This is a genomic window from Microbacterium horticulturae (assembly GCF_029094505.1).
GTDB lineage: Bacteria > Actinomycetota > Actinomycetes > Actinomycetales > Microbacteriaceae > Microbacterium > Microbacterium horticulturae.
On the sequence record NZ_CP119108.1, the window covers coordinates 1,923,613 to 1,950,406 of the forward strand.

The window sequence follows — 26,794 nt, forward strand, 5'->3', positions numbered from 1 at the left end:
CGGCCTCGACCGTTACTCGCCCAGTCTGTTGCGGCTCCGCATGGCGCGCTCGGCCTCGCGCTTGTCCTGCCGCTCGCGAAGCGTCTGACGCTTGTCGAACTCGCGCTTGCCCTTGGCCACCGCGATCTCGACCTTCGCGCGACCGTCGGAGAAGTAGAGCTTCAGCGGCACGAGCGTGTACCCGCCGGCGGAGACAGCGTGCGACAGGCGCACGATCTCCTCCTTGTGCAGCAGCAGCTTGCGCACGCGCTTGGCCGCGTGGTTCGTCCAGTTGCCCTGCAGGTACTGCGGGATGTTCACGGCGTCGAGGAACGCCTCGCCGTCTTTGATGTAGGCGTAGCCGTCGCTGAGATTCGCGCGACCCTCGCGCAGCGACTTCACCTCGGTGCCGGTCAGGACCAGCCCTGCCTCATACGTCTTCTCGATGAGGTAGTCGTGACGCGCGCGACGGTTGGTCGCGACGACCTTCTCGCCGCGTTCCTTGGGCATGGGTCTCTCCCGCTGTGGATGGTGATGGATGCCGCAGCCGTGGTGGCGGCAGCCCATCAGTGTATCGCAGCTACGCGCGCAGCCAACGCCGGATGGCGAACCCGGCCGACACCGCCGCCAGGATCACACCCAGACCGATGAGCACCGGGACGACGTAGGCGACGTCGCCCATGCCCACCCACGTGGTGATGAAGTCGACTCGGCTGCGCAGGTAGCCGTTGACGCCGAACTTGACGCCCGCCCAGATCGCCAGCCCCGACAGCACCGACCCGATCAGGGCGGCCAAGACACCCTCGAGGATGAACGGCGTCTGGATGAACCCGTTCGAGGCTCCCACCAGCCGCATGATCCGCAGCTCTCTTCGGCGCGCGAACGCCGACAGGCGGATCGTGGTCGCGATCAGCAATACGGCGGCGATGAGCATCAGCACGGCGATGCCGACGGCGATGTACGTCGAGACGGTCAGCGCCGTGAAAAGGGGCTGGAGCAGCTTCATCTGGTCTTGGACGCCCTCCACGCCCTTCTTTCCGTTGAACGCTTCGGTGATCACCTCCGAGTTCTGCGGATCGACGAGGTTGATGTAGAAGCTCGCACCGAATTGGTCGGGGCTCAAGATGTCTTTGTAGTCCTCGCCGAGCAGCTTGAGCGCGTTCTCGTACGCCTGCTTGGGGGTCTCGAAGCGGTACTTCGCGATGAGCGGCTTCAGCCCGTCACCGTCGAGTTGCGATTTGACGGCTTCGATCTGCTTGTCGCTGGCCGCCCCCTTGTCGCAGGTCGCCTCGCGCGCGCCGTCGACGCACATCGACACCTGCACCTGCGCGCGCCCCGTCCAGAAGTCGCGCATCGTGCCGATCTGCGCCTGCATCAGGATCGCCGCACCCACGAAGGTGAGCGAGACGAACGTGACCAGCACTATCGAGATGATCATGGATGCGTTGCGCCGCAGGCCGTTCAGGGCCTCGCGGATCACCAGGCTGCCCCTCATCGCGTGGGCCCCACTTCGTCTTCGTCATCGTCCAGACCCAGGCGGTCGGCCACGCCCAGCGCATCGGGCAGCTCCTGCTCGGCCGGTGCTGCCGCGTCGGGCGCGGGCGTTCCGCGGTCGCGCGTTGCGACGTCAGACGCGGCGGGCGGTGTCGTGACGGCGGGAGTGGATGCCGCAGCCTGCGTCTCGTCGGCGGCCGCGGCATCCCCGTCCACCGTCGCCATACCGCCGGTGACCGTCTCGCGGTGCACCTCCAGCACGGCCGTCAACGCGGCCACCGCTGCGGCGCCGCGCTCGGGTCCAGGAGCAAGGCTCGGCAGGCCCGAGGTGTCGCCGTAGCCGCCATGGCGCTCGTCGCGCAGCATCTCGCCTTCGTGCAGCTCGATCACGCGGCGCTGCATCTGGTCGACGAAGCCGGCTTCGTGGGTGGCCATCAGCACGGTCGTCCCGGTCGCGTTGATGCGGGCGAGGAGTTGCATGATGCCCACCGACGTGGCGGGGTCGAGGTTGCCCGTGGGCTCGTCGGCCAGCAGCACCTGGGGACGATTGACGAGTGCGCGGGCGATCGCCACGCGCTGCTGCTCACCGCCGGAGAGCTCGTGGGGCAGTCGCTTTCCCTTGCCCTCGAGTCCCACCAGCGCAAGCACCTCGGGAACGGACTGGCGAATGGCCGCGCGGGAGGCGCCGATGACCTCGAGCGCGAACGCGACGTTCTGGGTCACGGTCTTGGTCGGCAGCAGCCGGAAGTCCTGGAAGACCGCCCCGATGTGGCGGCGGAAGTACGGGGCCTTGCGGTTCGACACGGTGCGCAGATCGCGTCCGAGGACCACGACGCGTCCTTCGCTCGGGGTCTCCTCTCGGAGCACCATCCGCAGGCACGTTGACTTGCCTGACCCGGACGGCCCCACGAGGAAGACGAATTCACCGCGTTGCACCTCGAAGTCCACGTTCTGGAGTGCGGGTTTCAAGGTGCCGCGATACCGCTTGGTGACGTTTTCGAACCGGATCATGGCTCAACGAGCCTAAGCGGCGCGGGCCCGATCTCTGGGAGCGACACCGCCGCGGCGTGGATCACTCGTCGTTCTTACGCTTGCGCCACCGAATGCCCGACGAGATGAATCCGTCGAGGTCGCCGTCGAAGACGGCCTGGGGGTTGTTGACCTCGTAGTCGGTGCGCAGGTCCTTGACCATCTGATACGGCGCGAGCACGTACGACCGCATCTGGTCGCCCCAGCTGGCGGTGATGTTGCCGGCCAGCTCCTTCTTCGTCGCGGCCTCCTGCTCCTTCTGCAGCAGCAGCAGGCGCGACTGCAGCACGCGGAGGGCGGCGGCGCGGTTCTGGATCTGCGACTTCTCGTTCTGCATCGAGACGACGATGCCGGTCGGCAGGTGGGTGATGCGCACCGCGGAGTCGGTCGTGTTGACGGACTGACCACCCGGACCGGAGGAGCGGAACACGTCGACGCGGATGTCGGCCTCGGGGATCTCGACCTCGGTGGCCTCTTCCATGAGCGGGATCACCTCGACGGCGGCGAACGAGGTCTGCCGCTTGCCTGCCGAGTTGAACGGGCTCATCCGCACCAGTCGGTGCGTGCCGGCCTCGACGCTGAGCGTGCCGAAGGCGTAGGGCGCGTCGACCTCGAACGTGGCGGACTTGATGCCGGCCTCTTCGGCGTAAGACGTGTCCATCACGGTGACGGGGTACTTGTTGTGCTCGGCCCAGCGCAGATACATGCGCAACAGCATGTCGGCGAAGTCCGCGGCATCCACCCCGCCGGCGCCGGCGCGGATGGTCACCACCGCAGGACGCTCATCGAACTCGCCGTCCAGCAGCGTCTGCACCTCGAGCTGACCGATGACGTCTTCGAGCGACTTCAGCTCGGCTCGCGCCTCGGCCACCGAGTCCTCGTCCTCCATCTCGTTGGCCAGCTCGACGAGCACCTCGAGGTCGTCAAGGCGACGCTCGATCTCGTTGACGCGAGCGAGTTCGGACTGTCGGTGACTGAGCGAGCTCGTCACCTTCTGGGCCTTCTCGGGGTCGTCCCAGAGGTCGGGGACGCCGGCCTCCTCGCTCAGGCGCTCGATCTCTGCCCGCAGCGCAGGCACGTCGACCACCGCCTGGATGTCGGCGAAGGTGGAACGCAGGGCCTGGATGTCGGCAGACAGATCGAGTTCGAGCATGACACTCCAGACTAACGTGGATGCGGTGACCGCCGTTCCCCCTCCCCTGCGCGTCGGGACCGTCCTGTGGCGTTTCGGCCCGATGATCTACGGCCCGACCCTTCTCTTCTCGATCGGCGAAGGCGCCGTCGTGCCCCTGATCCCGGTGATCGCGGCGCATCTGGGCGCGGGCGTCGCTCTGGCTGCCCTCGTCTCATCGGCGCTCGTCGTCGGGCAGCTGTGCGGCAATCTGCCCGCCGGCTGGGCGGTCGCGCGGATCGGCGAACGGGCGACGATGGCGATCGGCGGCTGCTTCGGCATCGCCGCCACGATCGGGCTGATCGCCGCTCCCAACCTCGTGACACTCACGATCGCGGTGTTCGTGCTCGGGTTCTGCGCGGCCGTGTTCGGTCTGGCGCGACACGCGTTCATGACGACGCGCATCCCGCTGTCGTTCCGTGCCCGGGCACTGTCGATGCTGGGCGGCTCGTTCCGTCTCGGCGTGTTCATCGGCCCCTTCGTCGCCGCGGGCCTGCTCGGCATCTTCGGTGACGCGCACGCCGCTATCTGGTTCGCGCTCATCTGCCTCATCGGCGTCGTGCTGCTCGTGCTGCTGGGGCCGGATCCGGAGAAGGATGCCGCAGCCGCCCTCGCGCGCACCGAGGGCTCTCCGGCGCTCGAAGAAGACACCGGCGAGGCCATCACCGGACCGGTGCGCGTCCACGAGGCGTCCACCGGCGTGTTCCGCACGATGGGGCGCCATCGCGAGGTGCTCCTGCGGCTGGGCGTCGCGGCGGCCATGCTCGCGGCTGTGCGCTCGGCGCGCCAGGTCGTGCTGCCGCTTTGGGGCGTCTCGATCGGGCTCGACGCCCAGACCATCTCGTTGGTCGTCGGCATCTCGGGAGCCCTCGACTTCGCGCTCTTCTACGCGTCGGGTCAGGTCATGGACCGCTTCGGCAGGCTGTGGGCGGCGCTGCCGGCGATGCTGCTGATGGGTGCGGGCTTCGTCGCGCTGGCGTTCACGCACGACACGCCCGAGGCCGCGATGTGGTTCGCCCTGTTCGCCGCGGTGCTCGGCGTGGGCAACGGGATGTCCAGCGGCATCCTGATGACTCTCGGCGCCGATCTCGCCCCGCAGTCCGACCCCGCGGCGTTCCTCGGATCGTGGCGCACCCTGACTGATGCCGGCGGTGCCGCGGCGCCTCTGCTCGTCTCGGCGCTCACGGCTCTGGTCTCGCTGTCGCTGGCCACCGGCGTCATGGGGGCGGTCGGCGTACTGGGAGCGCTCGCCTTCGTGCGCTGGATCCCCCGGTACGTGCCGAGGACCTGACGCACGCGCGGCCGGACGTCAGTCGAGGGCGGTGCGGCTGGTCGCCGTCGCCGTGAGGGTGATGCCCTGCGGCACGAACACCGTGAGCACGGGTGGATGCCACGCGTCGCGCACCTGCACCCGGGCGGAGGTGCCGTCGGGGGTGTCGGCCGCGACCAGGACCGCGCCGCCGCCGACATCGGCGATCAGCGACGCCGCCTGGGCACGCACCCCGTCTGCGGTCAGGTGGGCCGCGGCGCTGTCGTCGCCGACGGCCGAGATGACGTAGCCGTCCGCACCGGCGAGAGCCGCGGCATCCGCGAGCGCGTCCAGCCGCTTCTGCGTGAGGTAGAGCGACGTCGCATCGGTGCACACGAGGATGACGATCAGAGCGATCATGGCGTACCCGATCACCAGAGGCAGGATGCTGCCCTCGTCGTCGTTCTCGTCTGACGTGCGTGCACTCAGTACGCGGAACCACTCGAGCAGACCTCTCCTCGACGTCGCCGGCCCCGATCCGTGCACGGTCATCCGTCGCCCCAGACGCGTGAGATCTTCGCGGCCGCGGACGCCGACACCGGGACGCTGGCAAGCCGGTCGATGCCGAGCACTGCGGGTGCCAGCGGGAGCGACGCGCGCGTGGCGATCGTGACGACGAGGGTCGCCCCGGCGCGCGGGCACTCGCCGGCCGGCCGACAGGTCATCGCCACATCGAGTCGATCCGGGTGGATGCCGTACTCATCGGCGATCGCCCGGGCGACGGCGTCGGCGCGCTGGCGCGCGGTGTCGGCGTCCGGTGCCGTGGCCACCGCCCGCGCTATATGGCGGGCGCCCGATTCGACCCCCAGCGACTGCTCCTGGATGATCCCCAGCGCAACGACCAGGTAGACGAGCGGCACCAGAAGGATGAGCCCGCCCAAGATGAACTCGAGCGGTGCATTGCCGTCGTCGTCACTCCAAACTCTCCGCCGGAGCATCGGCGCTCACCTCCCACGCCCCGGGAGCGCCGAGGAGCCCCATCACCGGAATCGGCGTGCGCACGGTCACTGTCACCGTGCGCTGGCCGCCCACCGAGGTCACCGTGGCCTCCACCTGCCGCGCGTAGGACGCGCCGATGGCACGCGTGATCAGCTCTCTCGTGCGCTTCTCCCCATCTGTCAGCGACGTGTCGGCGAGTGCAGCCCGATACGCGCCCTCCACCGCCGCGTCGTGCACGACATTGCGCACGTACACCCCGAGGCCGAGTTGGAGCACGCCGAGGGTGAGTACCGTCAGCAGCGTGCCGACGAGGATGAACTCGACGGGTGCGGACCCGCGGTCGTCGCCGGACAGAGGTCGACGGCGCACGCTACAGACCGGAGACCTTCGATATCGCCTGCTCGAACAGGTCGGCGAGCGCGGGGCCGGCGAGCGCCCAGATAGCGACGACAAGTCCGGCGGTCATCAGCGTCACCAATACCCAGCCAGGGACGTCTCCGCGGTCTTCCCGGGGGACGAATGCCAGCGTCGCGCGCACCCGCAGGCGGCTCCACAACTCGCGCATGGTTTTCTCTCCTTCGTTTCATCCGATCCCGAGGCGCAGCATGAACACGCCCGGAAAAATCGCGAACAGCACCGATATGGGAAGGATCAGGAACACGAGGGGCAGCATCATCTTGATCTCGTTGCGTCCCGCGCGCTCGATCAGAGTCTGCTTCGCATCCTCACGGGCGTCGGCCGCCTGTGCTTGCAGCACTTGTGCCAGCGGTGCCCCTCGGTCCAGCGCCGCAGCGATGTGGTCCACCGACCGGTTCAGACACGGCACATCCAACTCGTGCGCGAACGCGGTCAGAGCCTCTGCCAGCGACGACCCCGTGCCGACGGCCAGCACCACATCGCGCAGCTCACTCGTGAGCTCACCGCCTTCGAGTCTTCCGACCCTGCGCAGCGAGTCGAGAATGCCCTCTCCTGCCGACAGGCACAGCGCAAGGAACTCCAAGACGGTCGGCAGCTCCTCCTCGATGCGCGAGACCCGCGCACGCGCAGCCTGTGTGAGCAGCAGATCGCAGGCGGCCAGGCCCGCCAATCCGGCAAGTGCGGGCAGGAGCACGGCTGCAACCGGCGGTCGGCCGGTGAGTACCACGAGAACACCGGCCAGCGCGCCGACGACGACCCCACCCAAGCCCCAGACAAGCTGGCGTGTCCGGAACGAGGTCACCCCCTCGCGACCGCCGCTGCGGCCTGCCTGCCGCAGACGACGAGACACGGCATCCGATCCCGACAGCATCCGGTCCCATCGCGCCCGTATTCGCGTCGACCAGGTCGGCGGTGTGGCGAGGGGCGTGAGCCCCTGAGGGTCGGAGACGTCGCGGATGTACGGCGCGATGCGCTGCTCGAGTCCCACTGCGCCCCAGCGAGGCGTGAGCAGCAGAAGAAGCCAGGCGCCGGCGCCGAAGGCGGTCCCGGCGACCACAGCCATCGCGAGGTCTGTGATCGGGGTCACCCGAACCACCGCCGCGGATCGGGCAGCCGGCCCAGTCGGATCATGAGGCGGTAGGCGATGAACGACACCGCTGCCCCGGCGATGACGAGCGCGATGCCCTGGGGGCTGCTGTACGCCGCTGATCCTTCGGGGCGTGCGGCCAGCAGTGCCAGGACGACCCAGGGAGCGACGACGCCCAGTACCGCGGCGCTGCGCAGCCACGACTGACGGGCCTCGACCTCGGCTCGCAGCGTGGAGTCCGCCCGGACCGACGACCCCAGCGCCCGGAGAACAGGAACCAGTTCGGTCCCGCCGACCTGACGCGCCATCCGCAGCGTCTCGATGATGCGGTCGGCGACCGGGTCTGACAGCGTGGTCTTCAGGCGCACGGCGGCGGAGTCGAAGTGCCCCGAGGCGGCGATGTCGCGAGCGAACGCGGCGAACGCGGGCCGCAGCGCGGACGGCGCCGAGGACCCGAGCGACGACACCGCATCGGGCAGCGACATCCCTGCCCGGACCGACGCGATGAGCAGATCGCAGACGTCGGGCCAGAGCCCACGTCGCGATCGCAGCAGCCGCATCCGCCGCGTCCGCAGCCAGAGGAACGGCGCCGTCGCACCGGCCACCCCGGCGAGCACGGCTACGACGGGCACGCCCAGCAGCAGCCACACGATCGCCGCGCTGGCCGCTGCCGCGAGCATCGCCGCGGTCACCGGTACCCGCACTGACACGTGCGCGTAGCCCGCCGCGTCCATGAGCCGCCCCAGTCCGCCGGGCGGTCGTTCCGCTCGTCGCTGCCCCGCGGGCCAGAGCCACGGGGCCAGAACGAGGAAGATGCCGGCGGCCAGCATCGCTCCGAGCAGGACCGTCATCCGCGGCCTCCGTACACGGTGTGCGCTTCGATGCGCCCGTCGACCACTCGCCCCGTCGTCTCGATGACCTCGGCAACCCGGCGAGTGCCGTCGGGCATGCGGGCACAGTGGGCGACGAGCTGGACGCCTCGCGCGACCGCCGGAAGGATGAAACCCGCGTCGATGTTGCGGCCGGCCAGCAACGGCAGCGAGGACAGCTTGACGAGTGCCTCACCCGCCGAGTTCGCGTGTACCGTGGCAGCCCCCGGCACGCCGGTGTTCAATGCGAGGACGAGATCGAGCGCCTCGGCGTCGCGCACCTCACCGACCACGAGCCGGTCGGGGCGCATCCGCAGCGCCTCTTTCACCAACCGTCGGAGCGTGACCTCGCCTCCGCCCTCGAGACTGGGCTGGCGCCCCTGCATGGCGACCACATCGGGGCCGTCGACGGCCAGCTCGAAGGTCTCCTCCACGGTGACGATGCGTTGCCGCGCCGCACAGGCGCCGATGAGCGCTCCGAGCAGCGTGGTCTTGCCGGCGTGGGTGGCACCCGACACCACGACGCTTCGCCCCTGGACCATCGCGTCGCGTAGCAGCCGGGCTCCGTCCACCCCGATCGAGCCGCTGTCGACCAGCCGCTCGAGCGTGCGGTGCGCGGGCAGGAATTTGCGCACGTTCACCGACCAGTGGCGGCGGGTGATGTCGGGGATCACGCAGTGCAACCGGCTGCCGTCGGGAAGCGATGCATCGACGAACGGCTGGCTCAAGTCCACGCGCCGACCGGTCGCCTGCAGCATCCGCTCGACGAGGTCGCGCACGGCGACGTCGGTCAGCACGAGCGGCACGCGCTCGGACACTCCGCCGCGGGCCACGAAGATCCGGTCGGGCGCGTTGATATAGACCTCTTCGACGGTCGGGTCGTCCAGGTACGCCTGCAGTGGCCCGTAGCCGGTGACCGCCGCCAGCGCCTCACGCACGCAGGCGGTCTCGTCGTCGATCGGTTCCAGTCCTCGCGAGAGGGCGTAGTCGTTGTGTCGACGCACCTCAGCCCAGGCGGCCTCGACGGCGCGCTCGGGATCGCCCGCCGGATCCGTGTGCTCCGCACGTAGTCGCTCGCGCACTCGCTCGGCCACCTGCTGCACCGCGGAGGGCGCACCGACGGCGTGGGCGAGGCTCATTCCCTCATCGTTGCAGGAAACGCGAAACCGCCGCAGAAGTTATCCACAGGCTGGGCACCGGGTCCGGCCAGACAGCGGCAGAAGACTGCCGTTATCAATCTGTTACCTTTGAGGAGAGGCCGGACCACGGCATTCCCTGTCGGTCCGACGTGGGAAAGGGTGGTATCCATTCGATCACCGTCGCTGACGTACATGCCGGCACTGGACGGGCTCCGGGCCGCCGCGGTCGCTCTGGTCTTCGTGACCCACGCCTTCCCGTCCAGCGCCTTCCCTGGTGGTCTCGGCGTCGACGTGTTCTTCGTGATCAGCGGGTTTCTCATCACCCGGATCCTTCTCAAGCAGTGGCGGGAGCACCTCACGATCGGGCTCAAGCGCTTCTGGCTCACCCGCCTGATCCGCCTGTACCCGCCGCTGATCGCGATGGTCATCGTCTTCGCGGCCCTGTACGCATTCCTCCCCAGCACGGGCCTGCACTCCGCCGTGAACGCGACGGTGGCGCTCACGCACACCGCCGACGTCGTCGCGACCGTCACCGACCAGGATCTCGGCTATTTCGCGCACACGTGGTCGTTGGCGATGGAAGAGCAGTTCTACCTCGTCTGGCCGGTCGTGCTGCTGCTCATGCTCCAGACAAACCTCCGTCGACGCTGGATGATCGCGCTGACCGTCCTCGTCGCCGGTGCCAGCTTGACCGGCTGGGTCCTCACCGGAGACCAGCTGCCGTACAACCCGCTGACGAAGGCCGGCGGCATCCTGCTCGGGTGCGCTGCCGCCATCGCACTCGAGTATCTGCCGACTGCGCTCACGGGCCAGACGCTCGCCTGGGTCGGCGCAGCCGTCTTCACCGCCGCGTGCCTCGGCGAATCGTTCGGCTGGTTCACCCGCAGCGTCTCGCTCCCGATCGCGGTGCTCGGCATCCTTCCCGTCGTGCTGCACTGCGCGACGGGGCGCGGCTCCCTCGTTGCGGCGCTGTCCTGGCGCCCGGTGGTCTCCCTCGGCGTCATCAGCTACGCGCTGTATCTGTGGCATTATCCCGTGCTCATGCTGCTGCGACGGGTCGTGCCCGCCGACGCGTGGATCATCGCCGTACTCGGCGCCGCCGTCAGCCTCGCGCTGGCCGCCGCGACGCGCAGGTTCGTCGAGCAACCCTCGCTCGCATGGCGGCGACGGCTCCTGGCGCGGCGCGACTCGCCACCGCCGCAGAAGGTCCCCGGCACAGTCCCGGAGGCGGTCGGCGGGCGTGTCGCGTGACGGCTCGGGGTGGTGCTCTCCCTCGGGTGGAAGCGGGGGTTTCCCCCACAGCTTCTGCACAGCGTCCTCAGTAGACTTGGACCACTCGCGGGAGTGGTGAAATCGGCAGACACGCAGGATTTAGGTTCCTGTGCCTTCGGGCGTGTGGGTTCAAGTCCCACCTTCCGCACGGGCGCCGCTGCGCGGCATCCACTCCTTCCATCAACGCGACGGGACATACGTGCTCTCTGCAGGTCTCATCCCCTGGCTCAGCCCCGACACCATCATCGAAGCCGCCGGCCCCTGGGCCCTGCTGGTCGTATGCTTCATCGTCTTCGCCGAGACGGGGCTGCTCATCGGCTTCGTCCTGCCCGGCGACACGCTCCTGGTCATATCGGGCCTGCTCACGAACACGAACAACGTCTTCGGCCTCAACGTCTGGGTGGTCTCGCTGCTGATCGCCCTGTCGGCGTTCATCGGGGGCGAGGTCGGCTATCTCATCGGCAGCAAGGGCGGCCCGGCCGTCTTCGAGCGCAAGGATTCCGGCCTGTTCAGTCGCCGCAACGTCGAGCGCACGAACGCATTCTTCGAGCGCTACGGCGGAATGACGGTCGTGCTCGCCCGATTCGTCCCGGTCGTGCGCACCTTCGCGCCGGTGGCAGCGGGCGTCGGCCGCATGCCGTGGCGCCGGTACTCGCTGTACAACCTCATCGGCGCTCTCCTGTGGGGCTTCGGACTCACGATCCTCGGCTACGGCATCGCGTTCATCCCCTTCATCCGCGACTTCGTCACGAACTACATCGAGCTGATCCTCATCGGGGTCGTCGTCCTGTCGTTCGCCGCCACGGCATGGCACTACTTCCGTGAGCGCGCGAAGGCCCGCCACGATGCGGCCATGCCTGCGAAGTCGACGGATGCCGCGTCCGACGAGTCGGCGCAGCACAACAGCTGACCGCGGCCGGGGCTACTCCCCGGACGCGCGCTTGCCCTTGGGCTTCGCGGTGCGCTCCTTGCGCGTGCGCTCGACGCTGGCGCGCAGCGCCTCCATGAGGTCGATGACCTCGCCACCCTCCTCCTGCTCGGCCTCGCCGAACGTCTCGGCGGTGTCGATCGTCTCACCCTTCTCACGCTTCGCGTCGATGAGTGTGCGCAGCTCTTCCTGGTAGTCGTCGTGGAAGGCCTCCGGGTCGAAGTCGGCGGCGAACCCCTCGACCAGGGCCGCCGACAGCTTGAGCTCTTTGTCGGAGACCTTCACGTCGTCATCCAGCACCGGGAAGGTCGCCTCGCGGATCTCGTCGGCCCAGCGCATCGTCTGCAGCACGAGGACATCACCGCGCACCCGCAGCGCCGCGAGGCTCGTCTTCTGGCGCAGCGAGAACTGCACGATCGCGGTGCGATCCGTGCGCTCGAGCGTCTCGCGCAACAACGCGTACGCCTTCGGCGAGGAGGAGTCGGGCTCGAGGAAGTAGGCCCGCTCGAACAGCAGCGGATCGATCTGATCGCTCGGGACGAACTCGACGACCTCGATCTCGCGGCTGCGCTCGGCCGGCAGGGCCGCGAAGTCTTCCTTGGTGATCACGACCGTCTGCTCGCCGTCGTCGTAAGCACGGTCGATGTCGGAGTACGGCACGACCTCACCGTCGAGCTCGCACACCCGCTGATAGCGGATTCGGCCGCCGTCCTTCGCATGCACCTGATGGAGAGACAGGTCGTGGTCCTCGGTCGCGGCATAGAGCTTGACCGGAACGTTCACCAGCCCGAACGTCAGCGCGCCCTTCCAGATCGCCCTCATGCCCTCAGTACACACGTCCCTGCACCCGTTGGCAATCCCCTTGCGATTCGCGGACAGAAGCGGAAAAACACCGCCCGGCGCAACCCCCTGCGGTCCGCGCCGAGAACATGCAGGATGGGTGACATGGGCGACGAGACGTTGGTTCAGGTGGGTGGGAGACGCCTGCGCCTCACGCGCCTCGACAAGGTGCTCTACCCCCGAACCAGCACCACCAAAGGTGAGGTGATCGACTACTACACCCGCATAGCCCCACTCCTCCTGCCGCACATCGCCGATCGACCGGTCACCCGCAAGAGGTGGCCCGACGGCGTCGACCAGGCGCCGTTCTTCGCCAAGGCTCTCGAGCCCGGCGCCCCCGACTGGGTCCGCCGACTGCCGATTCAGCACTCGTCCGGGCCCAAGGACTATCCCCTCGTCGACGATGTCGCGACCCTCGTCTACCTTGCCCAGGTCGCCAGCCTTGAGCTGCACGTGCCGCAGTGGCGATTCTCGCCCGAGGGCGCACGCGGCAACCCCGACCGGCTCGTGCTCGATCTCGACCCGGGTCCCGGGATCGGGCTGGCCGAGTGCGCACAGGTCGCGATGTGGGTGCGCGAGATCCTCGCCGGCATGGGGCTGGAGGCCTTCCCCGTCACGAGCGGCAGCAAGGGGCTGCATCTGTATGCCGGACTCGATGGCTCGCAGACGAGCGACCAGGCGTCGGCCCTGGCCAAAGAGCTCGCCCGCGCGCTGGAGGCCGATCACCCCGACCTCGTCGTGAGCCGCATGGCGAAGAACCTGCGCGCCGGGCGGGTGTTTCTCGACTGGAGCCAGAACAACGGCAGCAAGACCACGATCGCCCCGTACTCGCTGCGCGGCCGCGACCACCCCACCGTCGCGGCTCCGCGCTCGTGGGACGAGCTGGCCGATCCCGGGCTGAGCCAGCTCGACTACACAGAGGTGCTCGCCCGCGCCGACGACAAGGTCGACCCGATGGGCGAGCTGGGCTTCCGCGCAGGCGGGCGGGCTGCGGCATCCGGCCCCCTCTCCACGTACATCGCCAAGCGTGATCCGGCGCGCACGCCAGAACCGGTACCCGAGAACCCCCTCGCCGTAGCGACGCCAGCGGGCCAGGAGCCGCGCTTCGTGATCCAGGAGCATCACGCCCGTCGCCTGCACTGGGACCTGCGCCTGGAGCACGACGGCGTGTTCGTGAGCTGGGCGGTGCCGCGCGGTGTACCGCACACCGCGAAGCGCAACAGCCTCGCCGTGATGACCGAGGACCACCCGCTCGAGTACGGGTCGTTCGAGGGCACGATCCCGCGGGGCGAATACGGCGGGGGCACCGTCACGATCTGGGATGACGGCCGCTACGAGCCGGAGAAGTGGCGCGACGACGAAGTCATCTTCACCGCCCACGGCCGGCCGGGTGGCCCGCTCGGCACGGTACGCCTCGCTCTCATTCGCACGCAGGGTGCGGGTGAGAAATCGAGTTGGCTGCTGCACCGCACCAAGACGGATGCGGCCGGCCGCGTGCAGTCTGACGGAGAGCCCGTGGTCGCCACCGAGCAGGCCGATGAAGCGGTGCCGAGTGCGGCACCGCACCCGAAGAGAACGCCGCCGCCGAAGAAGACGCAGCCGGCCACGAAGAAGACGCGGGATGCCGCGACCGCCCGATCGGCGAGAACGCTGCCGCCTACCGGGCCGAATGCCGTCAAGCCCATGCTGTCGACCCTCGCCACACCTCCGCTCGCCCGTTCGGCCGCTGCCCGCTGGGGCGCCTGGGCCGAGATGAAGTGGGACGGCATCCGCGCCGTCGGCGTGTGGGACGGGAGTTCCCTGCACCTGTACGCCCGCAGCGGCACCGACATCACGAACCGGTATCCCGAACTGACCGCTGTCGATCCCGGGCTGGGCGAAGAGCCTGCGGTCGTCGACGGGGAGATCATCGCCCTCGACGCAACGGGCCGACCCAGTTTCAGCCGCATGCAGAACCGGATGCATCTCACCTCGCCGCGGCAGATCGAGGTGCAGCGGCAGCAGACGCCCGTGCGTTATCACCTGTTCGACGTGCTCTCCGCCGGCGGAGAGGATGTCACCGGCCGCCCGCTGCGCGAGCGACGCGAGCTTCTTGAGGGCATCAGTGCCGACACGATCGACGAGATCGTCGTGCCGCCGGTGTTCGACGACGTCGACGACACGCTGGCAACGGCGCGCCGACTGCGGTTGGAGGGCATCGTCGTGAAGAATCCGGCGTCGGTCTACCGCCGCGGCGTCCGCACCGACCAGTGGCTGAAGGTCAAGCTCACGCAGACGCAGGAGGTGGTGATCGGCGGGATCCGTCCGGGCCGCGGCGGGCGCACCGGCACGATCGGGTCGCTGCTCCTGGGCATCCCCGACGACGATGGCCTGCGCTATGTCGGCCGCGTCGGCAGCGGGTTCGGAGAATCCACCCTGCGGCTGCTGTCGGAGCAGCTCGAGCCGCTGCGCACCGATGAGAACCCGTTCACGAACGTGCCGTCGGCCGACGCGCGGGATGCGCTCTGGGTGCGGCCCGAGCTGGTCGGCGAGGTGGAATTCGCCGAGTTCAGCCCGGGCGGGGCGCTCCGGCAGGCCCGCTGGCGTGGTCTTCGCCCCGACAAGACACCGAGCGAGGTGCGCCGCGAGGACTAGACGTGTGCGTCGGGGTCGGTATGCCCGGCCGGCTCGAGCTGGAACGTCGAGTGCTCGACGTCGAAGTGCTCGGCCAGGCAGGTCTGCAGCCGGGTGAGCACCTCGCCCGTCGTCGTGTCGTCGTCGACCACGACATGCGCGGTGAAGACCGGCGCTCCCCGCGTCAGCTGCCAGACATGCACGTCGTGCACCTCGCGCACGCCGGGCGTGGTGAGGATGTGCTCGCGGATCGTCTCCACCCGCATGCCCGCCGGCACCGATTCGCTGAGTACCGAGGCGACTTCACGCAGCAGGCCGACCGCGCGCGGCACGATCATGACCGCGATCAGCAGAGACGCGAGCGCGTCCGCAGGCATCCAGCCGGTCGTCAGGATGATGGTCGCCGCCACGATCACCGCGACGGAGCCGAGCAGGTCGCCCATGACCTCCAGGTACGCCCCGCGCACGTTGATGCTGTGGCGCTGCGCGCGGGAGAGCAGCCACATCGACACGGCGTTCGCGCACAGTCCGATGTCCGCGACCACCAGCATCGTCGGACCGGCGACCTCGATCTGCGCGGTGGTGAGCCGAAGTACGCCCTCGACGGCCACCCACACCGCCAACACGATGAGGATCACCGCATTGACCAGCGCGCCGAGCACTTCGGCCCGCTGATATCCGAAGGTGCGGCGGTCGTTGGCCGGGCGCAGTGCGACCGAGCTCGCGATCAGTGCGATCACGAGGGCCGCGGCATCGGTGAGCATGTGCGCAGCGTCGGCGAGCAGCGCAAGCGATCCCGACAGGACGCTGCCGATGATCTGCACGACCATGACCGCCCCGGTGATGCTCAGCGAGACGGCGAGCAACCGGCGGTTGCCCGCCCCGCGGATACCGGGAGCATGGTCGTGCACGCTTCCAGGCTAGAGTGCGGGATGCCGCGCGGCGGCGGGGCGGGCTAGTCGGGAATGAGTCTCATGCTCAGATCAGCGCGAGCAGCGGCTGCAGCGCCTCGAACGCCCGGGCGCGGTGCGAGCGGACGGTCTTCTCCTCGTCGGTCCACTCCCCGACCGTGCGCTCGGCGTCGGTGGGCTGCTCATCGGGAATGAACACGGGGTCGTAACCGAACCCGCCCTCGCCCCGTGCGACCGTGGCGATGCGACCCGGCCACACGCCCTCCACGACGTGCTCGGCCCCATCGGCCAGCACAAGGGCGATGACCGAGACATAGTGAGCGGCACGATGCGGGTCGGCGACGTCAGAGATCTGGTCGAGCAGCAGTTCGCGGTTCGCCCGGTCGTCCTTCCGGTGCCCGGCCCAGTAGGCCGAGAACACCCCGGGCGAGCCGCCCAGCACATCGACACACACACCGGAGTCGTCGGCGAACGCGGCCACCCCGGTGTGGGCGGCCGCCGCGCGGGCCTTGATGAGCGCGTTCTGCGCGAAGGTCACGCCGTCTTCGACCGGCTCGGGGCCGTCGTAGCCCGCCAGCTCGAGGTCCGGCCGGGTGGCGGCCACGATCCGGCCGAACTCGACGACCTTGTGCGGGTTGTGCGTGGCAAGGACGGCGCGGGTCATTCCGCGGCCTCGAGGGCTGCGGCCTGAATGTCGCGCAGCTGTGCGCACCCGTTCACGCCGAGTTCGAGCAGCGCGTCCAGCTCGCGCTTGTCGAACGGCGCGCCCTCGGCGGTGCCCTGCACTTCGACGAACAGGCCGCGGCCGGTCACGACGATGTTCATGTCGGTCTCGGCGCGCACGTCCTCGACGTACGCGAGGTCGACCATCGGCTCGCCGTCGATGATTCCGACCGACACCGCCGAGACCGAGTCGTACAGCACCGTCGCCTTCTGCGCGATGAACTTCTTCTCGCGTCCCCAGGCGATGGCGTCCGCCAGGGCGACATATGCGCCGGTGATGGCGGCCGTGCGTGTTCCGCCGTCGGCCTGCAGCACGTCGCAGTCGATGACGATCGTGTTCTCGCCCAGCGCCTTGGTGTCGATGACGGCCCGCAGCGCGCGGCCGACGAGGCGCGAGATCTCGTGGGTGCGCCCGCCGATCCGTCCCTTGACCGACTCCCGGTCGTTGCGGGTGTTCGTCGCGCGGGGCAGCATGGCGTACTCGGCGGTCACCCAGCCCTTGCCCTTGCCGACCAGCCAGCGCGGCACGCCGTTGGTGAACGACGCGGTGCACAGCACCTTGGTGTTGCCGAAGCTGACCAGAGCCGACCCTTCGGCCTGGGCGCTCCAGCCGCGCTCGATCACGACGGGACGCAGGGCGTCCACGGTGCGCCCATCGGCGCGAACGGTCTCGCTCATGATTCTCCTCGAGGGGATGCCGCTGTCTGCGGCAGGTCGATCACTCCGGTCTGCACGAGCTTCACGCTGCGCACCTCGCGCCCCATGAGGCGGTGCGCGAGCTGCAGGAACTCGTGTTCGGAATCACCGGTGGCTTCGTATTCGTGGCGGGCGACGGCATCCATCCCCGCGAGCAGGTCGCGTGAGACGAGCTGCCGATAGACGTCCTTCGCGGTCTCGGTGTCACTCGACACCAGCGAGACCTCGGCACCCATCACATAGCTGATGGCGCCCTCCAGGAACGGGTAGTGGGTACACCCCAGCACGAGGGTGTCGACGCCGGAGTGACGCAGCGGCGACAGGTACTCCTCGGCGACAGCGAGCACCTCCGGCGAGCCGGTGACGCCTGCCTCGACGAACTCGACGAACCTCGGACACGCCTGCGCGAACACTGTCAGGTCGGCGTTGACGCCGAGCATGTCCTGGTAGACGCCCGATCCGATCGTGCCGGCGGTGCCGATCACGCCGATGCGCTTGTTGCGCGTCGTCGACATCGCGGTGCGGGCAGCGGGTCCGATCACCTCGACGACCGGCACGTCGTATCGCTCCCGCGCGTCGCGCAGCATCGCGGCCGATGCCGTGTTGCACGCGATGACGAGCATCTTCACGCCCTCGTCGACGAGCGTGTCGAGAACCTCCAGCGAGTACCGGCGCACGTCGGCGATGGGCTTGGGTCCGTACGGCGAGTGGGCCGTGTCGCCGATGTAGCGGAGTGATTCCCGCGGCAGCAGCGCCGAGACCGCGCGGGCGACGGTGAGTCCGCCGACCCCGGAGTCGAAGATTCCGATCGGCGCATCATTCACGATCGTCAAGCCTACCTGGCGCCCCGATAAGCTGACCCGCATGAGCACGGCACTGTTCACCGACCGCTACGAGCTGACCATGTTGGACGCCGCGCTGCGCGACGGCACCGCCGCACGACGCTGTGTGTTCGAGGTGTTCACCCGGCGTTTGTCAGGCGCACGCCGGTTCGGCGTCGTGGCGGGCACCGGCCGGCTGCTGAGCCTGATCCGCGACTTCCGCTTCGACGAAGACGAGCTGCGCTTCCTTCGCGACAACAGAGTGGTGGATGCCGCCACCGTCGCCTTTCTCGAGGACTACCGGTTCACCGGGTCGGTGTCGGGCTACCGCGAGGGCGAGTTGTACTTCCCCGGGTCCCCGCTGCTGACCATCGAAGGCTCATTCGCCGAGGCGGTCGTGCTGGAGACCCTCGCACTGAGCGTGCTCAACTACGACTCCGCCGTCGCCACCGCCGCCTCGCGCATGTCGATCGCGGCCGGTGACCGTCCCTTGGCCGAGATGGGTTCACGGCGCGCCGGTGAGCACTCGGCCGTCGCGGCCGCGCGCGCCGCGTTCATCGCCGGTTTCGACGCGACGAGCAATCTCGAGGCCGGCCGTACTTGGGGAATCCCGACCATGGGCACCGCCGCACATGCCTTCACGCTTCTGCATGACAGCGAAGAAGACGCGTTCCGCTCTCAGATCGAGGCCCTGGGGGTGGGCACCACCCTCCTCGTGGACACGTACGACATCCGCACCGGGGTCGAGACGGCCATCCGCGTGGCCGGCACCGGACTCGGCGGCGTCCGACTCGACTCCGGCGACCTGCCCATCGTCGCCGCCGAAGTGCGCACACAGCTCGACGAGCTCGGAGCCGCGGGCACGAAGATCACCGTCACCAGTGACCTGGACGAGTACGCGATAGCGACCCTCGCCGCGGCACCGGTCGACTCGTACGGCGTGGGCACGTCGCTGGTCACCGGCTCGGGGACGCCGACCGCCGGCATGGTTTACAAGCTCGTAGCGCGCCAGGAAGGCTCCGGCTCGTGGGTCTCCGTCGCGAAGGCGTCGACCGACAAGGCGTCGAAGGGCGGTCGCAAGGCGGCATTCCGCACCCTCGACGCGGGGACGGCGACACAGGAACTCATCTCCGTGTCTGACGGCTTCGAACAGATGCCTGCGACCTCCGAGTACCCCGATTCGCGGCCGCTGCAGGCCACCTTCGTGTCGCGCGGCGACATCGACACCTCCTTCGAGGGAGCAGATGGCGTCGCAGCCGCGCGCGCGCACCATGCGCGCGTGCGCGAGGAGCTGCCGGTACGGGCCCTGGCCCTCAGCCGCGCCGACCCTGCGATCCCGACGGTCTATGTCGAGATCGCGTGAGCCTCAGGCGCGCAGACCCTCGTAGATCTCCTTGCAGGTCGGGCAGACCGGGAACTTCTCGGGATCGCGGCCCGGTGTCCACTTCTTGCCGCACAGCGCGCGCACCGGCTTGCCGGTGAGCGCAGACTCGAGGATCTTCTCCTTCTGCACATAGTGCGAGAAGCGCTCGTGATCGCCGGGCTCGATGCTCTCCTCACGGATGAGCTCCTCGAGCTCACGGTCGAGAGTGGCGATACCGCCCTGGTCGGGGCTTTCGATCGGCGTGCTCATGAACGCCAAGTCTAGTCGCGCGCGCCGTGGACCGGGCGCGTTCACGCGGCCTCGGCGAGCTCGAGCAACCGCGTTCCGCGCCGCTCGAACACCGCGGCGCCGATTCCGAGGCCCAGCGCCAGCGTCACGACGCCGATCGCGATGCCGCCCCACATGGCCACGTCGACGTACCGGCGCTCGTCGAGCGACAGCCACCCCCACCACAGCACCGGAGCCGATACGAGCAGACTCGCCAGCAGAACTATCCCCTGCGCGAGCACCCCGCCCGATCCGGTGCGCTCGGGTTGACGGAACGGGCTGTCACCGGGACGCGTGACCGGAGACGGGGCTGCGGCCGAGGCGATGCTCGAGAGCCCGAGCCCGCCCAGAAACAGCGTCGCGCACACGCCCACCATGACCGGCGCGATCGCCCAGTCTCCGTGCAGGCCGACCGACACGGGGATCACGACCGCGAGCACGACGACACCGATCACCGCAACCGGCACGATACGTCCGACGCGGTCGGAGATGCCCCGCACGCCGCTGGCCAGATGCACCCAGATCGCCGTGGAGTCATAGGCGAGGTCGTTGTGCGGCAGCCACCCGAAGAAGAGCGCCAGAATCGGGGCGGGAACAAGGACCACCCAGGTGAAGGGCAGACCGATGATGAGCAGCGGAACCATCGCCACCGCCGCGATGATCGGAAGCACCGCCAGGTTCGCGAGGTAACGCAGATCGGTGAGCCAGTACAGCAGGCTTCGCGCAGCCACCGCTCCACCGGGGGTGCTCGGGGTGACGGCGAACCAGCCGAGGCCGCCGATCCCGCGAGCCACGGCAGGCGGCTCCACGGTCCGCAGCGCGCGGTGGACGAGTCCCCACCAGGCAGCAGCCAGCAGCGCCACCGTCACAAGAGCCACCACGAGCGACAGTGCGCCCGTCCGCCAGGGCAGCGCCCATGCTGCGCCGAACGGTGTCCGGGCGAGGATGTGCACCGCTTCCACCAATGCGTGCGGGACGTGCCCGTTCCAGCGCAGCGAGACGAGGAAGACGGCCACCGGAACGACGAGGACGAGCACTCCGACCACCAGGACGCCGGTGAGTTCTCGCGAGCGGCGCGGCGCAAGGAACATCGTGGCGAGCGCGCGGAAGACACGAGCGGCCAGGAGGCAGGTGACGGTCCCGAGCACGGCCGCCCCCACTGCGGCGGGCCACGCCACTCCTCGTCGGATCCACAGGACCGCGAGACACACGGCCAATGCTGTCTCCGCAAGGACGGGCACTGTCAGCATGCCGGACGCAGCCAACGTCGCCGCGAGCCGCCCCGATCGCAGTCCGAAGCCGCGGAAAGCCCGTGGGTCCAGGGGATCCGTCGTCCCTGTGAGCAGTGGGGCCACGACGAAACCGAGGGTGATAGCACTCCCGCTGAGCACGGTGACCACGCCGGCGGTGGCGGCGCCCGCCGTCTGCAGCTGCAGCAGCCCCCAGCATCCGATCACCACGGCGACCGCCAGTACCAGCAGCGCCAGCGTCCTCCCAACGGCCGCGCCCGCGCCCCGACGGAGCGGGGCCACCAGGACCGCGAGCCTCAGTCGGAGAATCCGTGCAGCCACTCCAGGCCCTCCACATCGCTGAGCCCGCCGGCCAGCTGCAGGAATCGCTGCTCGAGCGTCAGCTCACCGCGCACCTCGTCGATGCTGCCCTCGGCGAGCACCTGCCCGGCGACGATCACCGCGACGCGTGCGCAGACGCGCTCGATCAGCTCCATGCCGTGACTGGAGAGGATGACGGTGCCGCCATGGTCCACATAGGTGGTGAGGATCTCGAGGATCACCGCTGACGAGACCGGGTCGACGGCCTCGAACGGCTCGTCAAGGACGAGCAGGCGCGGCGAGTGGAGCAGGGCACCCGCGAGCATGACCTTCTTCGTCATGCCGGCCGAATAGTCCGATACGGGGCGTCGCAGTGCTTCGACCATGTCGAAGGCGCGCGCGAGGTCGGCGATGCGGGCGTTGACGATCCCGGCATCCAGCCCCCGCAGCATCCCGGTGTAGAAGAGCAGCTGACGGCCGGTGAGCCGATCGAAGGTACGCAGCCGATCCGGCAGCACGCCGATCATCCGACTGATCTCGCGGGGATGCCGGCGCAGGTCCACCCCGCCGATCTCGATCGATCCTTGATCAGGGCGCAGCAGGCCCGAGATCATCGACAGAGTCGTCGTCTTCCCCGCGCCGTTCGGTCCGAGGATGCCGTAGAACGCGCCGGCCGGAACGGTCAAGTCGATGCCGCCCACCGCTGCGGTCGAGCCGAACGATTTGACCAGGCCCCGGATGACGACGGCCGGGACGTCCGAGTGCGGTTCAGCAAGCGGTTCAGCCGTCGGTGGGGCGCCCGCCTGGGGCTCGGCCTCGATCGCTTCCGGCGCGACCTCCCCGCGAGTGTCCGATTCCTGCGCAGGCACATCCTCGGGGACGGGCCCGGCTTCTTCCTCCGGTTCGGGCTCGGGTTCCAGCTCCGGTTCGGGTTCAGGTTCGGGCTCGGGTTCCAGCCCTGGTTCGGGTTCAGGTTCCGGTTCGGGCTCGGGTTCCAGCTCCGGTCCGGGCTCCGGCCCCGATTCAGGCTCCGGTTCGGATGTCGGCAGCGGAGGCTTGGGAGGTACCACGATGTCGTCCAGCCGGCCCTGCGGGAGGTGCGTCGACGTCGGCAGCGGAGGTTTGGGAGGGATCACGATGCCGTCGATCGAGGTGACGGCGGCCCCCGACGATGCGGGATCAGAGGCGCGCTTCTTCGCCTTACGCGGCGTGCGGGGCTTACGCGGCGCTGACGCGACCGGCGCGTCGAACTCCCCCGCATCGGGCGAGGCCTGGGCAGTCGCCGAGCGTGGACCGCGTGGCACCGGAAGAGAGGCTGTCACCGGTCCAACGTATCAACGGTGCCCCTGTGAGACACCCTGTGAACCCGCCGTGTCCTTCGCGACGAAACAGAACATCCCCTGTGATTGCCGAGAGTCTTCAGCAACGTTCGCTACCATGGGCAAAGCACGACGGGGTGTCTCGCCGGCATGGCCGGGATCCCAGACACAGACTCCAGGAGCTGATAGTGACTGTTCAGACCGTCATCCTCGCGGCAGGTATGGGCTCGCGTCTCGGGCGCAGCCTGCCCAAGTCGCTGACCAAGCTCAACGACGGCCGCTCGATCATGGGCCAGCAGCATGACAATCTGCATGCTGCGTTCGGGCAAGACGTGCGCATCACCACGATCGTCGGCTACCGTGCCGAGACGATCGTCGAGGCCTTCCCGAAGGCGGACTACGTCTACAACGACCGCTACGACCAGACGAACACCTCGAAGAGCCTCGTGCGGGGGCTTTCGGCGACCGGCCGGGGCGGCGTGCTCTGGATGAACGGCGACGTCGTCTTCGATCCGCGCATCCTCGGCCGCGCGATCCCGCTCATCGAGGCGGATCGCTCGTTCGTCGCGGTGAACACGTCAAAGGTCAGCGACGAAGAGGTCAAGTACACGGTTGCTGCCGACGGCTCCATCAAGGAGCTCTCCAAGACCGTCGTCGGTGGCATCGGCGAGGCGATCGGCATCAACTACATCTCCAGTCGAGACAAGAAGGCTCTGATCCGTCAGCTGCACCGCGTCGACGACCAGGACTATTTCGAGCGCGGCCTCGAGCTGGCCATCCTCGAAGACGGCCTGAAGCTCGTTCCGCTGGACATCTCCGATCTCTACGCGGTCGAGGTCGACTTCGCCGAAGACCTCGATCGGGCCAATCTCTACGTCTGAGTGATGGCCAGGCGGGTCCACCGCATCGACTCGCTGCCCGACGATGCGCCGTGGTCAGGTGGTCTACCGCCTGAGGGCTCTCCTGAACATCCCCTGCCCGTGCGCGCGCTCGATCGTGTCCTGGCGATCCAGCGCCCCGCGGTGCTCGCGCACCTGAGGAGCATCCGGCTGCGGCATCCCGATGCCACCCCGGCGCAGATCGTGCGCATCCTCGAGAGGCGCTATCTGACGACGGTCACGGCCAGCGGGGCCGCTGTCGGAGCCACGGCGGTCATCCCAGCGGTCACGACCGGCGTCACACTGGCTCTCAGCGGGGTGGAGACCTTCGGGTTCGTTGAAGCCACCGCCCTGTTCGCACAGTCTCTCGCCGAGGTGCATGGCATCCGTGTCGACGACCCCGACCGTGCACGCGCCCTCGTGCTGACGCTCATGCTGGGGTCCGAAGGCGTCGATCTTCTCGCCCAGCTCGCTCGCCAGGCGACAGGCAAGGGCCCGTCGCGTGGCGCCTACTGGGGCGAACTCGTCACCAAGTCGCTCCCCCGGGCAGCACTCGGCCCTCTCGTCGACCGGCTCAAGAACACGTTCGTCCACCGGTTCGCCATCGCGGGAGGAACATCGTTCGTCGGCAAGGCACTCCCGTTCGGCGTCGGTGCCGTCGTCGGCGGCGCCGGAAACGGCATCCTCGGCCGTCGGGTCGTGGTCGGCGCACGCCGCGCATTCGGCCCTCCGCCGGCACACATCCCCCGGGAGGTCGAACCCCGCGCGGACGCACGACGGGTCGAAGACATCGTCGGTGGGAGGCTTCGCGGAGCGGGCCGAGCCGTGGGCGGCGCCGCCACGCGAGCCGCACACGCCGTCGGCACTGCTGCACACCGCGCTCGCATCCCCCGCGACTCCACAGACCGCGGAGATCACTCCGCCGCTGGCAAGGACTGAGTCGGGCGAGCTCACGCGAGCCTCAGTGCGGTTGCCACATCGACACGAGCGGACCGTCGACCGCGCGGGTCACGTCGGCCACCGTGATCTCGTCCGAACTCTGTGCGAGACCGCCTCGGTCTCGCAGATGGGGTCTGCCGTACAGCCGCATTGGCCGCCGCTGGTTCCTCCCCAGCATCCCCTGCGCCTCCGCCGTCCACAGAGCGACGCTGTGCTGTCGCCGAACGCGGCTTCGGCGTCCGTACCCGTCCCTAGCGTCGGCATCATGTCGCATCCCACAACTGATCGCCTCTCCCCCGCCCGTCCCGTTCCCTGGCGCGTCGACCACCTCTACGACACGCATGCGCTCGTGACGAACGTCGGCGGTGAGCCGCTCGACTTCGTCCGCGCGTTGGTGAGGACGGGACCAGATAGACAGAGCCACCACTGGGGCCAGATGCTCCCCGGAGAGACCGCCGAACTGTGTCTGTGCAGGTTCGATCCGGAGCGCACCGCCGTCACGATCGCGTGGTTCCGTCCCGGAGACGGCGGTGAGTTCGCCTGGTGTTTCGGCCTTTCGGAGCCCGACGAGACCACTGCGGGGCGACAATGAGGGCATGGGACTTTTCGCCTCTCAACCTGAGAACCCCTTCGAGTGGGCCGGCCTGCCCTCCGAACCGCTCGGTCCGCACAACGACGCCGAGCTGCTGGAGACGCCGCCGGTCGACCCGTACGCCATCTCGACGTCGGGAGGTTCTACGTCCATCGCCAACGACGTGGTGGATGCCGCGCCCGGCGACACCGCAGGCCAGGACGGCGACGTCGCAGCAACCGGCGACGACGACTGACCGTCCGGACTGCATCGGTTCCTCCACAGGTCACCGGTTCTCCACAGATCCGCGAAACACGGTCCACGGGGCCGTGACGATGTCCAGCATGGAGTGATGGACACCGCAGAACAGCCCACCATCCTTCATTCCGCCTCGGGCGCCGACTTCCTCTCGACCGTCCCGGCGATCGCCGGCCGGACGATGACCGACAGCGTCGCCATCATCCCGTTCACCGGCAAGCGGACCTTCGGTCTGATGCGCATCGATCTCCCGCCCGCCGAGGCTGGGGGCGACGTGCATGACCGCATCGCCTCGATCGCCCTGGGCGCCCTGAGCCGCATCGACTGGTGCGACGGTGTGATGTTCGTCGTCTATGCAGAAGACACGTTTCCGGCTGCGTTCACCGGGCACGATGGTTTCGTCGAACGTCTTGCAGATCGCTTCGAAGAGGGCGGCTTCGCCGTCAAAGACGCGTTCTGCGTCGCCGCAGACGGATGGGCCAGCTGGTACGAGCCCCACCCGCCGTTCGACGGGCACGATATCGACGAGATCTCGCAGAGCCCCGTCGGGGCCCAGGCCGCGCGCCTCCACGACGAGCAGGAGACTCCCGCCTTCGATCGTGAGGGTGCGCTGCCGGCGGCCGATCCGACCCTCACCGCCACGCTGACCGCGGCGGTCGACGATCTGCTCACCGACGCGACCGAGCGCAACGCCTTCGGCGTGCGCATTGCGACGTCCCTGCCCGATCCGATCGACTTCGTCGAGACCCTGCTCCGGCGGGACGCCGACGACACACCCGTGTCAGTGCTGTCCCGGCTGGCGGCTCTCAGCGTGAATCGTGCGTACCGCGACGTCATGATGCTGCAGATGGCATTCGGTCGGAAGGTCGGACGGCGCGCACGCGCCGAGAACGACCGCTGGCTGGACCTGCAGCGGGGCAGCGGCAAGACGATGGACGAGGTCGTTCAAGCCGAGTTGGGGGCGGCCGACAACCAGACGACGTCGGAGATGGGCGAGCTCATCATCGGTGAACGCAGCACCAAGCCTCGGCCAGCACGCGTCCGCCGTGCAATCGGAATCCTCGCACGCACGATCGCCCACCTTCCGCCCGATCTGCGTCCCGACCTCCTCTGCATGCTCGCCTGGCTGCACTGGTCTCTCGGCGCCAGCACGGCGGCCGCAGCCCATGTCGATGCAGCCCTCGCGATCGATCCCGCCCACGGCATGGCACGGATCGTCCATACTCTGATCGCCACCAACAAGATCCCCCAGTGGGTCTTCGCGCACTACAACGACGCCGGCGCTGGGCTTCGTGCGGCGACGCCACCGCGGGTGCCCTCCTCGGTATGACGGCATCGCATCGGCATGGGATGATCGAGGGGTGCAGGACGACGCCACACGACATCGCGAC

General features: G+C 68.9%; 29 protein-coding genes and 1 tRNA gene. 11 read left to right on the top strand and 19 right to left on the bottom strand.

Annotated features, from left to right (window positions below):
• Positions 1–12 precede the first annotated feature (12 nt).
• From smpB to prfB, 4 genes are all read right to left on the bottom strand, one after another.
• Entirely contained in the window at positions 13–489 is a 477-nt protein-coding gene (smpB, locus tag PU630_RS09275) for an SsrA-binding protein SmpB (RefSeq protein ID WP_275276795.1), read from the bottom strand.
• A gap of 70 nt (positions 490–559) precedes the next feature.
• Positions 560–1,474 carry a permease-like cell division protein FtsX gene (gene ftsX, locus PU630_RS09280; protein ID WP_275276796.1) on the bottom strand — a complete coding sequence of 305 codons (915 nt, stop codon included), beginning with the start codon at positions 1,472–1,474 and terminating at the stop codon, positions 560–562.
• Entirely contained in the window at positions 1,471–2,484 is a 1,014-nt protein-coding gene (gene ftsE, locus PU630_RS09285; protein ID WP_275276797.1) for a cell division ATP-binding protein FtsE, read from the bottom strand. Before ftsE ends, ftsX begins: the two co-directional genes overlap by 4 nt.
• Before the next feature lie 61 nt (positions 2,485–2,545).
• Positions 2,546–3,655: a peptide chain release factor 2 gene (gene prfB / locus PU630_RS09290; protein WP_275276798.1), complete on the bottom strand. Its 1,110-nt coding sequence runs from the start codon at positions 3,653–3,655 to the stop codon at positions 2,546–2,548.
• An 82-nt stretch (positions 3,656–3,737) separates the two neighbouring features.
• Between prfB and PU630_RS09295 the strand changes: the two genes are divergently transcribed.
• Positions 3,738–4,964 (top strand): MFS transporter, encoded by a 1,227-nt coding sequence (locus tag PU630_RS09295; protein WP_275280065.1) that lies wholly within the window; start codon positions 3,738–3,740, stop codon positions 4,962–4,964.
• A gap of 18 nt (positions 4,965–4,982) precedes the next feature.
• Here the strand turns inward: PU630_RS09295 and PU630_RS09300 are convergent, their stop codons facing one another.
• From PU630_RS09300 to PU630_RS09330, 7 genes are read right to left on the bottom strand one after another with little or no spacing between them, the layout of a single operon-like run.
• A complete protein-coding gene (locus PU630_RS09300; protein WP_275276799.1) occupies positions 4,983–5,474 on the bottom strand; it encodes a pilus assembly protein TadG-related protein in 492 nt (163 codons plus the stop codon).
• Complete coding sequence (locus tag PU630_RS09305) at positions 5,471–5,920, bottom strand: TadE family protein (RefSeq protein WP_275276800.1); 450 nt, start codon at positions 5,918–5,920, stop codon at positions 5,471–5,473. The genes PU630_RS09300 and PU630_RS09305 overlap by 4 nt, the downstream gene beginning before the upstream one ends.
• Positions 5,895–6,290: a TadE/TadG family type IV pilus assembly protein gene (locus PU630_RS09310; RefSeq protein WP_275276801.1), complete on the bottom strand. Its 396-nt coding sequence runs from the start codon at positions 6,288–6,290 to the stop codon at positions 5,895–5,897. Before PU630_RS09310 ends, PU630_RS09305 begins: the two co-directional genes overlap by 26 nt.
• Before the next feature lies 1 nt (position 6,291).
• A complete protein-coding gene (locus tag PU630_RS09315) occupies positions 6,292–6,486 on the bottom strand; it encodes a hypothetical protein (RefSeq protein WP_275276802.1) in 195 nt (64 codons plus the stop codon).
• Between the two features lie 18 nt (positions 6,487–6,504).
• Positions 6,505–7,425: a type II secretion system F family protein gene (locus PU630_RS09320; RefSeq protein WP_275276803.1), complete on the bottom strand. Its 921-nt coding sequence runs from the start codon at positions 7,423–7,425 to the stop codon at positions 6,505–6,507.
• Entirely contained in the window at positions 7,422–8,276 is an 855-nt protein-coding gene (locus PU630_RS09325; protein WP_275276804.1) for a type II secretion system F family protein, read from the bottom strand. Before PU630_RS09325 ends, PU630_RS09320 begins: the two co-directional genes overlap by 4 nt.
• Positions 8,273–9,433, bottom strand: a complete 1,161-nt coding sequence (locus PU630_RS09330) for a TadA family conjugal transfer-associated ATPase (RefSeq protein ID WP_275276805.1) — start codon at positions 9,431–9,433, stop codon at positions 8,273–8,275. The genes PU630_RS09325 and PU630_RS09330 overlap by 4 nt, the downstream gene beginning before the upstream one ends.
• A gap of 192 nt (positions 9,434–9,625) precedes the next feature.
• Here PU630_RS09330 and PU630_RS09335 point away from each other — a divergent pair, with 192 nt between their 5' ends.
• The 3 genes from PU630_RS09335 (at position 9,626) to PU630_RS09345 (ending at position 11,615) form a co-directional block, all read left to right on the top strand.
• Positions 9,626–10,684, top strand: coding sequence for an acyltransferase family protein (locus PU630_RS09335; protein WP_275276806.1), 1,059 nt, complete (start codon positions 9,626–9,628; stop codon positions 10,682–10,684).
• An 87-nt stretch (positions 10,685–10,771) separates the two neighbouring features.
• Positions 10,772–10,853, top strand: a tRNA-Leu gene (locus PU630_RS09340).
• Between the two features lie 51 nt (positions 10,854–10,904).
• Positions 10,905–11,615 carry a DedA family protein gene (locus PU630_RS09345; protein ID WP_275276807.1) on the top strand — a complete coding sequence of 237 codons (711 nt, stop codon included), beginning with the start codon at positions 10,905–10,907 and terminating at the stop codon, positions 11,613–11,615.
• 12 nt (positions 11,616–11,627) lie between these two features.
• On the opposite strand, the gene ku is transcribed toward PU630_RS09345, so the two are convergent.
• On the bottom strand, positions 11,628–12,455 hold the full coding sequence (ku, locus tag PU630_RS09350) for a non-homologous end joining protein Ku (RefSeq protein ID WP_275276808.1): 828 nt from the start codon (positions 12,453–12,455) through the stop codon (positions 11,628–11,630).
• A 123-nt stretch (positions 12,456–12,578) separates the two neighbouring features.
• Here ku and PU630_RS09355 point away from each other — a divergent pair, with 123 nt between their 5' ends.
• Positions 12,579–15,107 carry an ATP-dependent DNA ligase gene (locus PU630_RS09355; protein WP_275276809.1) on the top strand — a complete coding sequence of 843 codons (2,529 nt, stop codon included), beginning with the start codon at positions 12,579–12,581 and terminating at the stop codon, positions 15,105–15,107.
• Here the strand turns inward: PU630_RS09355 and PU630_RS09360 are convergent.
• The 4 genes from PU630_RS09360 to murI all read right to left on the bottom strand — a co-directional run bounded on the left by PU630_RS09360 (position 15,104) and on the right by murI (position 18,240).
• Complete coding sequence (locus tag PU630_RS09360) at positions 15,104–15,997, bottom strand: cation diffusion facilitator family transporter (RefSeq protein WP_275276810.1); 894 nt, start codon at positions 15,995–15,997, stop codon at positions 15,104–15,106. The two genes, PU630_RS09355 and PU630_RS09360, sit on opposite strands and share 4 nt — an antisense overlap.
• A gap of 67 nt (positions 15,998–16,064) precedes the next feature.
• Positions 16,065–16,661 carry an RdgB/HAM1 family non-canonical purine NTP pyrophosphatase gene (gene rdgB / locus PU630_RS09365; RefSeq protein ID WP_275276811.1) on the bottom strand — a complete coding sequence of 199 codons (597 nt, stop codon included), beginning with the start codon at positions 16,659–16,661 and terminating at the stop codon, positions 16,065–16,067.
• Complete coding sequence (gene rph / locus PU630_RS09370; RefSeq protein ID WP_275276812.1) at positions 16,658–17,398, bottom strand: ribonuclease PH; 741 nt, start codon at positions 17,396–17,398, stop codon at positions 16,658–16,660. The genes rdgB and rph overlap by 4 nt, the downstream gene beginning before the upstream one ends.
• Positions 17,395–18,240 carry a glutamate racemase gene (gene murI / locus PU630_RS09375; protein WP_275276813.1) on the bottom strand — a complete coding sequence of 282 codons (846 nt, stop codon included), beginning with the start codon at positions 18,238–18,240 and terminating at the stop codon, positions 17,395–17,397. Before murI ends, rph begins: the two co-directional genes overlap by 4 nt.
• A gap of 40 nt (positions 18,241–18,280) precedes the next feature.
• Here murI and PU630_RS09380 point away from each other — a divergent pair, with 40 nt between their 5' ends.
• Complete coding sequence (locus tag PU630_RS09380; RefSeq protein ID WP_275276814.1) at positions 18,281–19,600, top strand: nicotinate phosphoribosyltransferase; 1,320 nt, start codon at positions 18,281–18,283, stop codon at positions 19,598–19,600.
• 3 nt (positions 19,601–19,603) lie between these two features.
• On the opposite strand, the gene PU630_RS09385 is transcribed toward PU630_RS09380, so the two are convergent.
• From PU630_RS09385 to PU630_RS09395, 3 genes are read right to left on the bottom strand one after another with little or no spacing between them, the layout of a single operon-like run.
• Positions 19,604–19,870 carry a DUF3039 domain-containing protein gene (locus tag PU630_RS09385; protein ID WP_275276815.1) on the bottom strand — a complete coding sequence of 89 codons (267 nt, stop codon included), beginning with the start codon at positions 19,868–19,870 and terminating at the stop codon, positions 19,604–19,606.
• A 41-nt stretch (positions 19,871–19,911) separates the two neighbouring features.
• On the bottom strand, positions 19,912–21,420 hold the full coding sequence (locus PU630_RS09390; RefSeq protein WP_275276816.1) for a hypothetical protein: 1,509 nt from the start codon (positions 21,418–21,420) through the stop codon (positions 19,912–19,914).
• Between the two features lie 14 nt (positions 21,421–21,434).
• Positions 21,435–22,760, bottom strand: coding sequence for an ABC transporter ATP-binding protein (locus tag PU630_RS09395; RefSeq protein ID WP_275276817.1), 1,326 nt, complete (start codon positions 22,758–22,760; stop codon positions 21,435–21,437).
• Positions 22,761–22,945: 185 nt separating this feature from the next.
• Here PU630_RS09395 and PU630_RS09400 point away from each other — a divergent pair, with 185 nt between their 5' ends.
• From PU630_RS09400 to PU630_RS09420, 5 genes are all read left to right on the top strand, one after another.
• A complete protein-coding gene (locus tag PU630_RS09400; RefSeq protein WP_275276818.1) occupies positions 22,946–23,638 on the top strand; it encodes a phosphocholine cytidylyltransferase family protein in 693 nt (230 codons plus the stop codon).
• 3 nt (positions 23,639–23,641) lie between these two features.
• Positions 23,642–24,574, top strand: a complete 933-nt coding sequence (locus tag PU630_RS09405) for a hypothetical protein (RefSeq protein ID WP_275276819.1) — start codon at positions 23,642–23,644, stop codon at positions 24,572–24,574.
• 265 nt (positions 24,575–24,839) lie between these two features.
• Positions 24,840–25,166, top strand: a complete 327-nt coding sequence (locus PU630_RS09410; RefSeq protein ID WP_275276820.1) for a hypothetical protein — start codon at positions 24,840–24,842, stop codon at positions 25,164–25,166.
• A gap of 4 nt (positions 25,167–25,170) precedes the next feature.
• Positions 25,171–25,401 carry a hypothetical protein gene (locus tag PU630_RS09415; RefSeq protein WP_275276821.1) on the top strand — a complete coding sequence of 77 codons (231 nt, stop codon included), beginning with the start codon at positions 25,171–25,173 and terminating at the stop codon, positions 25,399–25,401.
• 96 nt (positions 25,402–25,497) lie between these two features.
• Entirely contained in the window at positions 25,498–26,733 is a 1,236-nt protein-coding gene (locus tag PU630_RS09420) for a DUF4192 family protein (protein WP_275276822.1), read from the top strand.
• The last annotated feature ends 61 nt before the right edge of the window (positions 26,734–26,794 follow it).